The organism is Pseudomonas zanjanensis, assembly GCF_014268745.2.
GTDB classification, from domain to species: domain Bacteria; phylum Pseudomonadota; class Gammaproteobacteria; order Pseudomonadales; family Pseudomonadaceae; genus Aquipseudomonas; species Aquipseudomonas zanjanensis.
This window is the reverse complement of sequence record NZ_JABWRB020000001.1, coordinates 2810362-2825040: the sequence shown is the minus strand read 5'-3', so window position 1 is coordinate 2825040 and position 14679 is coordinate 2810362. Positions and strand designations below refer to the sequence as shown.

Genomic DNA, 14679 nt, shown 5'->3' with positions numbered 1-14679 from the left:
CTGCCCGCCACCGCTGCCGGGCGCTCAAGCGAGGGCGAGGGCCTTGAAATGCGCTTCGAAGAATTCGATGCAGGCCCTTAGCTTGGCGGACTGGCTGAGCCGTGTCGGGTAGACGGCCCAGACATCGGCACTCTGGGCATGGCCGGGCAGCACGTGGACCAGTTGTCCACTTTCAAGCAGGGGCTTCACGTCCCACAACGAGCGCAGGATGATGCCTGCGCCACTCAAGGCCCAGCGCAACACAATCTCGCCATTGTTCGATGAAAGTGGGCCGGTGACGCGGATGGATTCTTCAATGCCGTCTTTTGTCAGGTTCCAGATGCCAAAGGCGTTGTTATGCTCCTTGAGCACCAGGCAATCATGCCGGGCCAGATCCTCCAGGGAGGTCGGGATGCCGCGCTTTTCCAGGTACCCAGGGGTTGCACAGAGCACCCTGCGGTTACTCACGAGTTTTTTTCCCAGAAGTTGTTGGGGAAGGTCGTAGCCCACCCTGATTTCGAGATCGAAGCCTTCATTGACGATATCGACCATGCGATCAAATACGTCCAGGCGAATCTCCAGTCGAGGGTACCGCTGCGAAAGCGAGGCAATCGCGGGTGCGACGTGGTTACGACCAAAACCGAAAGAGCTGCAGATATGCAAACTCCCCTGCAATTGCTGGCGGGAGTCGGTCAACTCGCTGATGAAGTCATCCATATCCCCCAGCAGTCGCGTTGCGAAGACGCGGACACGTTCGCCGTCGTCGGTCAACGCGACACGCCGGGTCGTGCGATGCAACAGCTTCGCGCCCAACGCGGCCTCAAGGACGGAGATCCGCTTGCTGACATAGGCCGGGGAAAACCCCAAGGCCTCGGCAGCATTGCCAAAGCCATTTTTCCGGATCACGGCGAGGAATACACGGAGGTCCTCCGGCAACAGGGATTGTTCTCGAGGGTGAGGCTTGCGTCTCATGGTCTGGACTATTCCAATCATAATTGTCGGAGTCAGTTTGCGATGTAGGCGCCAAACGTTCATGCGCTGCAATGAAAATGCCCATCGATGGCGCCCCTCAGGCAAGTTTTTAACACACCCGCTTGAAAATAAAAAATGGGTCTGGCGCTCTGGCGCGATATTAATCGGGTTATGCCTGGAGTGCCAAAGTTACAGTGTGTTTGTTAATGATATATGGATAAATTCTGTCCACTTGTCAGCGCAATTGCAGCCATTATTATTGGCGCACTGAGTGATCTGAAAGAGGTTGTCATGGCGCAGTTATTTGAAGGTTGCGTAAAAGTGATCGTTCCCTGTGGTTCTTTGGGGGCGGGTGTTCGAGAAGAAGAAATTGCTTATGGATTGGCTGCTGGCGCGCAAGTAATCGCCACGGACGCAGGTTCAACGGATAGCGGCGCGGCCTATCTTGCACTTGGAAAGTCCAAGAACAATCGAGGCGCAGTAAAGCGTGACCTGACGATATTAATGAAAGCGCAGGCGCGATCCGGCGTACCGATCATTGTGGGGACCGCTGGGCAGGCGGGCGGTGACCTCAATCTGGACTGGACCCGTGATATCGCCTTGGAAATCGCCAAGGAGTTGGGCGTATCGCCGAAAATCGCACTTATCTACTGTGAGCAAGACAAGGACATCATCAAGAAGCTCAATGCCGAAGGTCGTATCAAGCCGCTCCCGCCTCATGCCGAGCTGGAAGATACAACGGTGGACAGCTGTGAGCACATTGTCGCGGCATTGGGAGTAGAACCCTTTATCGCCGCCCTGGATGGCGGTGCCGATATCATATTGGCCGGCCGCGCGACCGACACCGCCGTCATCGCCTGTTATCCCATCTGGAAAGGCGCGCCGTGGGGGCCGTCCTGGCATGCCGGCAAGACGGGTGAATGCGGCGTGCAGTGCGCCGTCAACCCCACGCTTGGATCGGGGATCTTGCTGAGTATTGATGCCAATGGCTTCGAAGTGGAGCCGTTGAGCCAGGACAACCAGTGCACGCCCCATAGCGTCTCGGCCCATATGCTGTATGAGAACAGCGACCCGTTCCGGTTGGTGGAGCCTGGCGGTATCTTGAATGTTGCCCAGGCGCGTTATGCCGATCTGAATGGGCGTGCCGTTCGGGTAGAAGGCTCACGCTGGGAAACGATGCCCTACACGATGAAGTTGGAAGGGGCCGCCGCCGGTTTATATCAAACGATCATGTTGGTGGGCATCCAGGACCCGGATGTGCTCAACGATGTCGATGGGTTTCACGATCGGCTGCTGGAAGCGCTTTACACAAGAACCCGTCAGTCCATTCCAGCCGAAGAGTTGGGTGAGTTTCATATTTCCTTGCGGATGTATGGATGGAATGGTGTCACCGGGGTAAAACCGCCTGTTGGAACATTACCGCCAACTGAAATAGGCGTGTTGTTTGTCGCCACTGCCGCGACTCAGGAAATGGCCAATACCATTGCCCATGCGTGCAATCCTTACTTCTTTCATTACCCCAGTGTCATGGGCAAGGAATTACCTTCGTATGGTTTCGCCTTTACACCGGCGGATATACCCCGAGGCCAGATTTATGAGTTCAAGTTGAACCATGTGGTGCAACTTGAGAATCCCATGGCGTTGGTACGTCTTGAATGGATCGATTTGTCGGACAGGCCAATGGCGATGAAGGAGCTTGCACAATGATCAAGTTGCGTGATGTTTGCCGGCATGTCCGTTCCAAACAAGCGGGGCCGTTCTGGATTACGTTCGATATCTTTTTCAGTGGCCGCGAAAATTTCGAGCGTTATGCCGATTGTGCCGCACTTTCCCCGGCGCAATTTGCCAGGCTCTACGGCACCGATCCCGAACGGGTCAAGCGCATTGCAGTGCCGGACCTGGAAATGGTCAAGATTTCTTATCCCCGTGCAACGCCACAAGGCGGCATGGTCGAGCGCGACATGCATGCCGGCCAGCAATACGTCCGCTTGCTTGACGTGGTCATCGACTGAGACGGCGGCACCGCGTCGCGCCTTGATCTGTTCGCCTCATGGACGAGGCCCGGTCCACCTATTCAACCCGAGGTACTTATGACGGACTCGACCGTAGCGATGCGGCTTGCACGCTATGCCCATGCATTCAGAAAACAGCACCTGCCCGAAGCGATCATCCACCTCGTACGCCAGCGCTTTATCGACAGCCTGGCGTGCGTGCTGGGTGCCTACGGAGCTGACCCGGTAAAGGCCGCGGTGTGTTACGCCGCCGCCAATCGCGCCAAATCATCCAGCGTATTCGGCACGCACCTGCAAACGACGCCGGAAATCGCGGCGTTCACCAATGGCCTGATGGTTCGTTTCCTGGACTATAACGACGGTTATATGGGCCTGGAGCCCGGCCATCCCAGTGACAACATCCCAGCCTGCCTCGCCCTGGCGCAAGCTGAAAACGCAACCGGGGCGGAACTGATTTCGGCCATCGTCCTGGCCTATGAAATCCAGATGCGTTTGCAGGATGCGGCCAGTTTGAACAAGCGAGGCTGGGACCACGTCAATTACATCAACGTCGCAATGGCTGCGGCGGCTGCCAACCTGATGAAGCTGGACGTGGCGCAGACGGAGCAGGCGATCAACATTGCCGTGAGTGGTCACTTGGCCATGCGCCAGGTGCGCAGTGGAGCATTGTCCGACTGGAAGGGCTGCTCCGCCGCCAACGCCGCGCGCAACGCCATTTTCGCTGCCCAGTTGGCGCGCCATGGCATGACGGGGCCGTCGCCGGTGTTTGAAGGTGAGATGGGGTTCTTCAAGCTGGTTTCGGGTTCGTTCGATCTGGATACCCGTCGTTTCGGTACGCCGGACAATGGCGACTACGCCATACGACGCTCGTTGACCAAGACATTTCCCACCAATGGCGAGCTGCACACCGCCGTCTGGGCTGCGCTGGATATCCGCAAGCGCATCGATGGCGTGGAAGATATCGCTGCCATTACGATCGCAACGTCTGAATTCAACCGGCGGGTGTTGGCCGATACGCCTGAAAAATGGTTGCCGAAGACCCGGGAAACAGCAGATCACAGCCTGCCCTACAACGTGGCTCGGGCCTTGCTCGATGGCGACATCACGGTGGATTCGTATCGCCCTGAAAAGATTGCCGACCCGGCGGCGATTGCCTTGATGGACAAGGTCAGTGTTGTCGAGGATCCGGCGTTGACCGCACTGTTCCCACGGCATCTGGCCAACCGTGTCTGCGTGACCCTGGTGTCCGGCGAGCAAGTCGTGAGTGAGATGATCACCGGGCCCGGTTCAGTCGAAACGCCGATGACCGATGGCGATTTCGAACGTAAATTCCGGCGCATGGCCATGCCGCATATCGACGCATCGGCACAAGCTGAAGTGCTCGGCTTCGTTGCTGGTCTCGAAAAGCAGACCGAATTCACCTCGCTGTTCGCGGCGATGGCCGTTTCATAGCCAGTCTGTCGCTCCAATGGGCGCTTCCCAGAGGCGCGACCGAGCGGGGATTAACGGCGGGCGGTCTCGCTCGCCGTAGGCAACGTCCCTACGTAACGAGCGCGAGGACGGGCGTCGTGGTGCTGGTTGTATTGCTCGCTGGCATGGGCTATCCAGCCGATCAGGCGACCGATCCCCGCCAATGAAATTTCCTGTCCATGCAGCCCTAACTTCTGGCCGATGAAGCTCACCAGCAGGATGAATTCCGGTGGGTACGCCACGAGTTCCGAGGCCACCGCAAACGCTTTTTGCAGTTTTGCGAATTCGCTGTCGCCCTCGAAGACGGCCGTCAACGCCGCCATGAGATTGCTGGCGCGCGGATCGTTGATGGCATGCACATTGGGGCCAAAGCCGACGATGTGTCCGTCCTGGCTGTAGCGCTGCAATATAGGTCGCGCAGGGTCTACAGCGGTGCAGATTTCCTCGATCATCCTGCTGGCGGCTTCATTTCTTCCAAAAGCGATTCTGTGGCCCCGGGCTGCGGCAAGCCCGGCAATGACCGCGTAGTAGGGGGTGGCGCCGGTCGTGGCGGCGACACGCACGCTATGGGCGGTGTGGTCCAACTCATGGTCGATACTGAGGATCAGCAGGCGGCGGATCAGGTCGGCGTACGCCGGTGGGGCGCCGCAGGCCTGGGTGATGAATTCATGCAAGGGTTGCGTGCTCGGTTCGGTCGCGCCCACCACCAAGGCGGCAAACCATCGGACGACATCGGCGCCAGTACGCGCGTAGCTGTCCGTGGAAAGGTCGAAGGCCTTGGGGTTTTCTCTTTGGACCAATGGGAAAAGCGCGATGGCTTTTTCCTGGGCGGACATGTGTTCGTAGATGTTCAGCAGCTTGACACTGTCCCTCGGTGCACGGGGCAGTGACGTGCCGAACGCAGACGGCACTTGCCAGATCAGCTCGGCGACGTCTTCAACCGTTGCGCGGTCAGCGAGCTCGACGACGTCATGGCCCCGGTAAAACAGGCCATCATCGGTGATCAGCGTAATGGCGCTGTCCGACGGCGACGAGCGCTTGGGCGCGTGCTTCTCTCCCGCCGGACGCTTGACCAGGCGCTGGATGTCTTCGGCCCAATAACGGCGCTTGGGCGTACCCGGGATCTTGAGGGAGCGGATATTTTTGCGGCTGACGTAGGCGTACAGCGTCGGCAGGCTGATTCCGAGTAGGGCTGCCGCCTCTTCTGCCGAAAGGTAGAGGTCTTCTTGTTCTGGCATGACGAATCCGAGCAGGTTGATTGGAAAGGCGTACATATTTATTAAATATACGGTCATTTCGTCAATGTCTACAAAGCAGCAATTTTTTCTCTGTTGCGTCTTGAGTCATTTGTCCAAACCGACGCGGTAGATGGGGGATATTGACGAAAAAAATCAAGATTTACAGGCTTTCACCCCCTATGTAGATTTCGAGTGCGCAAAAGTTGTTCACATTGATTTTTGATGGCGTCGATAACAATAAAAACGAAAAGGTGAAACGCATGGCTTGGTTAGGTTTCGCAATGGTCGTCACGTTTATGGCATTGATCATAAGCAAGCGACTGTCCGCTGTGACGGCACTCATCCTCGTTCCGGTTGCTTTCGGGCTGGCCAGTGGGGCAGGGCCGGAACTGGGTGGGATGGTGATGGGCGGCGTCAAGCAAGTAGCGCCCACCGCACTGATGTTGATGTTTGCAATCCTGTATTTCGCAATCATGTTTGACGCCGGGCTCTTCGAGCCGGCGGTACGGCGGATTCTGCGGTTTGTCGGCAATGATCCTCTTCGCGTTGTGTTGGGCACCGCACTGTTGGCCACTGTGATCTCGTTCGATGGGGATGGTGCGACGACGGTCTTGATCGTCACCACAGCGTTCCTGCCGCTCTATCTGCGCCTTGGGATGAACCCGCTCATTCTGGCGTTGATGCTCCTGCTGACCAATACCGTGGTGAACCTGATTCCCTGGGGAGGGCCGGTCGCCCGCGCCGCCAGTGCCCTCCATCTCGATGTGGCGGACATGTTCCTGGGCCTGGTACCGGCCATGTTCGCGGGGCTTGCCTATGCATTCGTCGTCGCGTTCTGGATCGGCCGCAAGGAACGGCGCCGCTTGGGCTGGACGCCCGGTCACCAAGACGTTGCACCGCAGGAGGTCGTCTTGCCGACCGTGCAATCCGAAACGCAGCGGCCGAAGCTGTTCTGGGTCAACCTGGCGCTCACCGCCGGGCTCATGTACGCCATGGCGACAGGGCTGGCACCTTTGCCCATGTTGATGATGGTGGGCTTTTCCCTGGCGCTGTTGATCAACTATCCACGCCTGTCGGAGCAGAAGGCGCGGGTGGCGGCTCATTCTGAAAGTGTCCTGATGGTCATCGCCCTGATCTTCGCTTCAGGTGCGTTCACCGGGATTTTGTCAGGCACCGGAATGGTCGACGGCATGTCGGGGAAAATCGTCCAGCTGATTCCCGACGGCGGCGGACAATACTTCGGCATCATTACCGCACTGGTGGCCTTGCCGCTGAACTTCCTGTTGTCCAACGACGCGTTCTTCTTCGGCATCTTGCCGGTACTGGGGGCGGCGGGGGCCGAGTATGGTATCGACCCGATGCATATAGCCCGTGCGTCAGTATTGGGGCAGCCCGTCCATGCACTCAGCCCATTGGTCGCCGCGGTGTATCTCATCAGCGGGATCATCAAGCGCGACATGGGTGATATGCAACGCTATTGCCTGCTCTGGGCCATAGGCAGCAGCCTTGTCCTGATTGTCACGGCGGTAATTACCCGGGCGATTATCTGATCAGTTAGTTCTCTGCGCCGAAGTTTCAAGGACGCCAGCTCGCGTCTGCTCACGTCAAAATAAAAATAATAGATGAGGTGGTCGATGAAATCGATTAACGCCGTCGCTATGACGTTGCTGTCGACATTGTTTGTGTCTGATGTTTGTCTTGCGGCAACCATCAGTAACCCCGACAGGTTCCAGCATGAAGGCAAGTTGAATGCTTATCTTCGCTCGATGTATATCAATACGCGGATATCCAACGATTTGATCGAAGATCGTTTTGGTGGTTTTCCGGACGGCGCCGAGTTGGGCGGGACAGGGGTTGGTGCGATCCTCGACTATAACTCCAGTTATTGGGCCGGCGTTGTAGGATTTGATGCCTCGTTGTATGGCGTGGCGATGATCGACTCCAAAGACAATGGGCGGGATTTATTTGACGACACCGATGGCACTAACGGTGGCTTTGCAAAAGTCGGCCAGGGTTATTTCAAGTTGCGTTACGAAGGCGACGGCTGGAACGCCGATTCGCAAATAGGCCGGGGCCGGTTCGATGCGGGGACGTTGGTCACGCTCGACACCCGGATTGTACCGGGATCCTATCAAGGAGGCCGGGCCCACCTGAACTTCACCGAGATGGGCATCGGCCCGCTGCCCGGTACGTTGGGGTTTGAAACCGCCTACATCAACCGCACGTCTCCTAGGGACCGGGAAGACTTCGAACACCTGCTGAGCCAGTCGGGCGAGGAAATAAAGGACCTCTACACCTACGGCATTAAATACGACTTGAAGGCCATCGAACTGGGTTACGACCATGGTGTATCGCGGGACTTCAATGAGAACACCCGTTATGGTCTGACCCTGAAAGCACCCCTCGGCGATAAAGCCGGCATTGTATTGGATACTCAATATTATGAGTTTGAAAAAGCCGGGCGAATCTGGGAACGCGACTGGCAGGCCGGCGAGGCCGCTTATGACGATGACGCGACGTGGCTGAACATCAATGTGGGTTTATTACTCGATAAGCTTCGCTTGGGCGTTTCATTTTCCGAGACCAAAGCCGAGTTGACCAGCGGACTGGGCTACGCCTATTTCGATCATGGCGATAACGTCGACGGCAAGATGGACGCCTGGACACGTTCCGGAAACGACTTTAATAACGACGGCGAACGCACCTGGCAAATAGGCGCCGAATATGACTTGAGCGGACATTCGTTATTAGGCGCTTCGCTGGACGGTTTTAAAGTCATGACCATTTACAAGCAAGGTGAGTTTGACGCCACGGACCCTTTCAGTGGCCGACGCACCGACGTGCGCGAACGGCAGAACGAATACCGTCTTTATTATCGCTTCGACGAAAAGGAGTATTCCGGACTTTCCGTGGGTTTGATTTACATCGATTACCGAATCGACCAGGACTTTGTCGCCTTGGTGTCCGCTCAACCCGACAACGTGGTCACTGGCTCGGAAGCCCGGGTGTACCTGGATTACGCATTTTGATTGCCGGACATATATCGAGAGGCCAGTGATGTCTAAACCTCGCCACACCCTAGTGGTTACACAGCGGTTTTTCGATGCAGAAACCGTGCACTTCCTGAAGAGCCACGGCTGTAACGTTGTTATTGCGCAACTGGCTCAGGGGCAAGCGGATGGCGACCTGAGCGAACGCCAGTTGCTCGATCTCCTGGAAGACGCCGACGGTTGGATCGTCGGTCACGCGAACGTCACGTCGAGCCTGCTGAGTAGGCTCCCGCGCCTGCAAGTCATCGCCCGTCGTGGCGTGGGCTACGAGCGGGTCGATACGGCGGCGGTGGCGGCGGCCGGGAAGGTGGCGACCATCGCCATCGGCGGCAACGACGCCAGCGTCGCAGACCACACCGTGGCGTTGATGCTCGCCGTGTGCCGCCAGCTCAAACGCTGCCAGTTGGGGTTGTCGGCCAATGACTGGTCGATTCCCTTGGGAGGCGATTTGTACCGCAAGACCGTTGGCGTCGTCGGCTTGGGCCGGATTGGCCGGGGTGTACTGCAGCGCTTGTCCGGGTTCGAAGTCAAGCCGCTGATCTACACCCCTCATCCAGACAACGCAGAGCTCGAGGGTATCCCCCGAAGTTGTTTTGTCGACCTGGAAACGCTGCTCGAGGAAAGCGATTTCATCACCCTCCATGCACCGCTCAACCGCCACACCCATGGGCTGATCGATAGCCGTGCGCTGAAGCGGATGAAACCTTCCGCGGTGTTGATCAATACCGCGAGGGGTGGGCTGGTGCGGGATGCGGATCTGCTGTGGGCCCTGCGGGAAAACCGGTTGGCCGGGGCAGGGCTCGACGTATTCGAAAGCGAGTCGGAGCCGGTGCTTTCGGCGGTGACCGAACAACTCATCCAACTCCCCAACGTGATCGTGACGCCCCATGTCGGCGCCTCCACGGTCGAGGGGCTCAATCGTACCAATCTGATAGCCGCGCAATGTGCGGTGGCTGTACTGGAGGGGCGTAGCCCGCCTGGCCATTGCGTCATCGCTGACGGACGTCGCTCTACAGACTTGAAGGAGAATCCATGAATACCCCGATTAAAGTGCTGACGCCAACGGGCGCCATTGGCACCGGTTTCCCACGGGCGGCGTTTGACCAGGCGCTGCTGGAACGACCGGACGTGATTGCAATGGACGCGGGGTCGACCGACTCCGGTCCCCATTACCTCGGCACCGGCACGACCAAGGCTTCGGCCTCGATACTGCGGGCCGAGTTGCGCGTGTTCATGCAGGCGCGGGCGGAACTGGACATCCCGTTGATCATCGGCAGTTGCGGCACCTGTGGTTCCGACGCAGGCGTCGACCTGATGCGCGGTCTGTGCGAGGAAATCGCCGCCGAACTCGGTCAGGCCGTGCGCATCGCGAGCGTCTACAGCGAGCAACCGGCAAGCGTGGTGAAACAAGCGTTGGCGCAGGGACGCATCAAGCCCTTGCAACTCGATCACATCGACGATGCCTTGGTCGAACGCTGCTCGCGCATTGTCGCGCTGATGGGCGTGGAGCCCTTCATTCATGCGCTTGAAGATGGCGCGGACATCATCCTGGCAGGACGTTCCACCGACACGGCGGTGATGGCTTCGCTGCCCATCCTGCGCGGGGCCCATCAGGGCGCCGCGTGGCATGCTGGAAAGATCCTGGAGTGCGGCGCGTCCTGCACGACCACGCCCGCCAACGCGGTGGTGATGGCCGCGATCGACGACACGGGATTCACCATCAAGGCCATTGGTGAGGGCGCCCGGCTCACCCCGCGTTCGGTCATGGCGCACATGCTGTATGAAAACAGCAACCCCCACGTACTCGTCGAGCCCGGCGGCGTACTGAACGTGGAGGAGGCGGTCTACACCGCGTTGGACGAACAGACCGTGCGAGTCGAAGGTTCGGTCTGGACGCCAAGCGAAGACTACACCGTCAAGTTGGAGGGGGCGGCGCCGTGCGGCTTCCAATCGGTGGTCATGAGCATTGTCCGGGATCCGGAATACGTCGAGCGCTTCGATGAGTGGCTGGCCTATCTGGATTCGGTCATGCGTCAGCGGATCGAAAAGCACCTGGGCATCGGCGCCGATGACTATGACTTGCAGTTCCGCGCCATTGGCAAGGATTCAGCCTTGGGAGCGCTTGAGTCACGGGTGGGCGCGCCCGTGGAAATCGGCGTCATGGCCATCGCGACGTCGGCGACCGCCGAGCGCACCCAGGACATGGTCGCGTTGCTCAATCCTTACCTGCTGCACTTTCCGTTGCCTGGCGACAAAGACCTGCCCACCCACGCGTTTCCTTTCTCGCCGGCCTCGATGGACCGGGGCGTGGTGCATGAGTTCGTGCTCAGTCATGTGATGGTCGTGGCGGATCCGTTGGCACCTTTCCGGTTTTCTATCAAGACAGTCGAGGGCGCGTGAAATGAACACACTTCAAACATTGGGTTATGAGATCCGCTCCAAGAACGCCGGGCCGTTTTCCCTGACCATCGATGTGTTCTGCAAGGACGCGGACACCTTCGCGCAACTGGCCGCGGAGCCAAAGTTGCAAGCCCCGGCGATTGCCGAGCTGTTCCGCAGGCCTGCACAGTCGATCAGCGTTTTTCCCATCGAGGCGTTGAGCGTGATCAAGATCAGCCTGCCGCGTCCAGTGGTTCAGGGCGCCTTGCAGGACCGGGACATGCACGGGGCTCAATGGGCGTTCATCCTGCTGGACGCACTTGGAACCGGTGAGGACCCCCGGCCATGAGTTGCGTTGCAAGCGGGGCGGCGGGTTCACCGCCGCCGGTTCACCCTGACCTGGTGGCCGTGGCCACGACGCTGCGCGAACAAGGGCTGCTACCGGTTGTCCAGGGGGACGTGCAACGTGTCCGGGCGCAACTGGAGCGGATCGATGCCTGGGCGGCGCGCCGCAGCGTGCCGCTGTCCTATGAGCGCACCTTGGGTTTTGCTGTCGATGGCCGAACGGTGGCCTGCAAGCTCTATTGGCCGGAGGGCGATGAGACGCCTTGCTTGATGTTCTACTGCCATGGCGGAGGATTCCGTCACGGTTCGCTCGCCGGCTGGGATGCACCGCTGCGCCAACTGGTGCGTGACAGTGGCCTGGCGGTGCTGTCCATCGATTATGCGTTGTCGCCGGAATATCGTTTTCCGGTGGCGTTCAACGAAGTGGTGTCGATCGTCAGCCGGGTGATCAAGCTCGGGGCTATCACCGATTGCCCGGTGCGCGGTTATGCCTTGGGCGGGGATTCGGCAGGCGCCAACCTGGCCTTGGGCGCTGCACTTGCGCTACGGGATGCAGGGTTTGATGGGCTGCGGCAGTTGCTGCTGTTCTATGGCAGTTACTCGCGCGACCTGGGCTCCGATTCCTGGCGAAGGCTGGGTGGGTATGGGGGGCAGAATCTGTCGGTCGAGACCATGAGCGCCTACTGGGCGAGTTTCCTGGTCGATGATGAGGATGACTGGCGGGTACAGCCGATCATCGCTGACTTGGCCGGCCTGCCACCCGTGCGATTGGTGGTGGGCGAACTGGACCCGTTGCTGGATGAAAACCGGGAGCTGGCGGATCGGTTGGAACGCGCGGGCGTGGCGACCCACCTGCAAGTGCTTGCGAACATGACCCACGGGTTTGTCCGATTCAATGAGGTGGCGCCGGTCGTGCGCGATGTGATCGGTGCGCAGGGCAGCGCTTTGCGCAGGGCACTTTGCGCTCAGGCGAACTTCCCATGAACCTGTTCCGTATCGCGAATTTTGCGCGGATCTGCCTCGGGATATTCAGCGTCATGACGGCCAACGCCTCGGCGGCAGGCACGCTCCCCGTCGGTCCTGACGCGGGAGACAGGGAGCTGTCGGCGTTTTATCGCTGGCCTGAAGCAATGCCCGCGCAGCCCGGTGTACTGCTGCGAAGCGAGACGCTGGCGGTGCCGCCGCAGATGCCCGCCGCCGGGCAGGCTTTGCGCCTGCTCTATAGCTCCACCGACGAGCGCTGGCACTCTGGACTCGTTCCGGTCAGCGGGGCGTTGTACCTGCCGGTTGGACAGCCACCGCCGCAAGGCTGGCCGTTGCTGGCCTGGGCCCACGGAACGCTGGGGATTGCCGACGCCTGCGCACCGTCCTGGGCTGGATGGCGCGAGCGTGATGGGGCGTATATCAATCGTTGGCTGGCGCGCGGGTTCGCGGTGGTCGCCACCGATTACCAAGGCCTGGGAGGGCCAGGGCCGCATCCCTATACGTTCTGGCAGGCCGAGGGACGCTCTGTCCTGGATGCGATTCGCGCTGCGCGTTCCATCAGGCCAGGCCTGATTGCCAATCGCATGTTTTTGGCCGGGCAATCCCAGGGAGGAGGGGCGGCGTTGGGTGCGGCGATCCTGGCCGGTGGTTATGCGCCGGAGCTGCCTATCCGCGGCGCAGTAGTCACGGCCCCGAACAGCACATTTCCCCATGGTCCCATTGCGTTGCCGCCGCGCCAGTCCAATACGCTGTTCCTGGCATTGGCGTCCGGCGGCTTGCGCGAGGACGGGCCACGGGTCGAGGACATCCTTACGACCAGAGGCCTTGAACTGCTAAGTGTTGCCCGGGAGGGCTGCAGTCGCGACATTACCCGCAAATCCAAAGCGTTGCAGATCGATTCGTTTGCCGAGCTTTTGACCATTTCCCCCGAGGCATTGATGGCGGTGCGCATCCCCTCGACCGACATGCCACAGGCATCGATTGGATTCCCGTTATTCATCGCCACCGGCCTGGCTGATCAAACGATCACGCCCGTGCGCCAATATGCGGTCGCCACGGCGTTGTGTGCCGCTGGCAACCCCGTCACCTGGCGGACGTATGAAGGCCTGGGGCATGACGGGGTGCTGCATGGTTCATTGGACGATGCATTTGCCTTCGTCGAGGCCCAACTCGACGGACCGGGCCATGGCTCGAACTGTTCCACACTGCAAAGGCCCGGTCCGCCGGGTGAAAGGGATGCAGCAGCGTCGTTTAACGACGACTGAATTTCCCCTGTGGGAGCGAGCCTGCTCGCGATGGCGGAGGGTCAGTTTGCAGTGATGTTGGATGTGCTGACGCCTTCGCGAGCAAGCCCGCTCCCACAATGGTCCTGAGCTGCATGCAAAGCTCAGGAACACTCAGTATCCCCTGTGGGAGCGGGCTTACTCGCGAAAGCGGTGGGGCAGTTTGCAGCGATGTTGGATGTGCTGACGCCTTCGCGAGCAAGCCCGCTCCCACAATGGTCCTGAGCTGCATGCAAAGCTCAGGAACACTCAATATCCCCTGTGGGAGCGGGCTTGCTCGCGAAAGCGGTGGGGCAGTTTGCAGCGATGTTTGATGTGCTGACACCTCGCGAGCAGGCTCGCTCCCACATTAGATCCGGGTTACGACAGGGAAGGCTTTGCCGAGGCCGCCTTGTCTCAGGAAGCGTCCTGCTGATAGGTGCAGCCCACATAAAGGTCGCTGTCTTTGTTTTCGGTGGAGACCACCCGTAGGGTCGCGCCGTTGTCGAGGTTGCGCTGGTAGTCCACGTAGCCGTCGGTATCCAGGGTCTTTTCCAGTTTCAGGGCGCTGGCGAGTTTTTCCGCATCGGCCTTCGGGTTGCTGCTCTTGGCCTGGAGGAAGAAGCTGAAGCGGTCGGTCATCACCAGGGTGGTCGACGACACGCCGTGCACTGACAGCGCCGCAGTGGCCTGCCAGGCGCCACCGCCCCACGGGGTGTGGGCTTCATCCTTGGCGAGTGACACTTGCTCGGCGTCCACCAGGCCGTTGAATTCGCTGACCTGCTGCACACTGGCCTGGCACTGCGCCAAGGCCTTGAACAGGTCGCTGTGGCTCGCGGTGGCAGCCAAGACAGGGGCGGTGGACAGGCACCCGGCCAGGGCGACGAGACCAAGAGAAATTTTCATGAGGACATCCTTGCTCAGTTGAATAAAAGTCGATGGGTACCCGAGGTGAATGGCAACGGGCATCAGCCATGAACGGCGGCAT

General features: G+C 59.5%; 13 protein-coding genes. 10 read left to right on the top strand and 3 right to left on the bottom strand.

From position 1 onward, the window contains the following. Positions 1 to 24: 24 nt before the first annotated feature. Positions 25 to 951 carry a LysR substrate-binding domain-containing protein gene (locus tag HU715_RS11635; RefSeq protein WP_186706276.1) on the bottom strand — a complete coding sequence of 309 codons (927 nt, stop codon included), beginning with the start codon at positions 949 to 951 and terminating at the stop codon, positions 25 to 27. Between the two features lie 291 nt (positions 952 to 1242). On the opposite strand from HU715_RS11635, the gene HU715_RS11630 reads away from it, so the two are divergent. From HU715_RS11630 to HU715_RS11620, 3 genes are all read left to right on the top strand, one after another. After that, positions 1243 to 2658: an acyclic terpene utilization AtuA family protein gene (locus HU715_RS11630; RefSeq protein ID WP_186706277.1), complete on the top strand. Its 1416-nt coding sequence runs from the start codon at positions 1243 to 1245 to the stop codon at positions 2656 to 2658. Further along, positions 2655 to 2963, top strand: coding sequence for a DUF4387 domain-containing protein (locus HU715_RS11625; protein WP_186706262.1), 309 nt, complete (start codon positions 2655 to 2657; stop codon positions 2961 to 2963). Before HU715_RS11630 ends, HU715_RS11625 begins: the two co-directional genes overlap by 4 nt. Before the next feature lie 78 nt (positions 2964 to 3041). After that, entirely contained in the window at positions 3042 to 4415 is a 1374-nt protein-coding gene (locus HU715_RS11620; protein WP_186706263.1) for an MmgE/PrpD family protein, read from the top strand. 50 nt (positions 4416 to 4465) lie between these two features. On the opposite strand, the gene HU715_RS11615 is transcribed toward HU715_RS11620, so the two are convergent. Next, on the bottom strand, positions 4466 to 5671 hold the full coding sequence (locus tag HU715_RS11615) for a citrate synthase (RefSeq protein ID WP_186706264.1): 1206 nt from the start codon (positions 5669 to 5671) through the stop codon (positions 4466 to 4468). A gap of 260 nt (positions 5672 to 5931) precedes the next feature. Here HU715_RS11615 and HU715_RS11610 point away from each other — a divergent pair, with 260 nt between their 5' ends. The 7 genes from HU715_RS11610 (at position 5932) to HU715_RS11580 (ending at position 13694) form a co-directional block, all read left to right on the top strand. After that, complete coding sequence (locus HU715_RS11610) at positions 5932 to 7221, top strand: CitMHS family transporter (protein ID WP_186706278.1); 1290 nt, start codon at positions 5932 to 5934, stop codon at positions 7219 to 7221. 84 nt (positions 7222 to 7305) lie between these two features. Beyond that, complete coding sequence (locus HU715_RS11605) at positions 7306 to 8700, top strand: OprD family outer membrane porin (protein ID WP_186706265.1); 1395 nt, start codon at positions 7306 to 7308, stop codon at positions 8698 to 8700. A gap of 28 nt (positions 8701 to 8728) precedes the next feature. Continuing rightward, positions 8729 to 9757, top strand: a complete 1029-nt coding sequence (locus HU715_RS11600) for a phosphoglycerate dehydrogenase (protein WP_186706266.1) — start codon at positions 8729 to 8731, stop codon at positions 9755 to 9757. Then, the gene (locus HU715_RS11595; RefSeq protein WP_186706267.1) at positions 9754 to 11121 is read left to right on the top strand and encodes an acyclic terpene utilization AtuA family protein; all 1368 of its coding nucleotides are present in this window, start codon (positions 9754 to 9756) and stop codon (positions 11119 to 11121) included. The genes HU715_RS11600 and HU715_RS11595 overlap by 4 nt, the downstream gene beginning before the upstream one ends. A 1-nt stretch (position 11122) precedes the next feature. After that, positions 11123 to 11449, top strand: a complete 327-nt coding sequence (locus HU715_RS11590; protein WP_186706268.1) for a DUF4387 family protein — start codon at positions 11123 to 11125, stop codon at positions 11447 to 11449. Continuing rightward, entirely contained in the window at positions 11446 to 12429 is a 984-nt protein-coding gene (locus HU715_RS11585) for an alpha/beta hydrolase fold domain-containing protein (protein WP_186706269.1), read from the top strand. The genes HU715_RS11590 and HU715_RS11585 overlap by 4 nt, the downstream gene beginning before the upstream one ends. After that, on the top strand, positions 12426 to 13694 hold the full coding sequence (locus HU715_RS11580) for a lipase family protein (RefSeq protein ID WP_186706270.1): 1269 nt from the start codon (positions 12426 to 12428) through the stop codon (positions 13692 to 13694). The genes HU715_RS11585 and HU715_RS11580 overlap by 4 nt, the downstream gene beginning before the upstream one ends. Before the next feature lie 414 nt (positions 13695 to 14108). Here HU715_RS11580 and HU715_RS11575 read toward each other — a convergent pair whose 3' ends face one another. Continuing rightward, positions 14109 to 14597 carry a hypothetical protein gene (locus HU715_RS11575; RefSeq protein WP_186704756.1) on the bottom strand — a complete coding sequence of 163 codons (489 nt, stop codon included), beginning with the start codon at positions 14595 to 14597 and terminating at the stop codon, positions 14109 to 14111. Between the last annotated feature and the right edge of the window lie 82 nt (positions 14598 to 14679).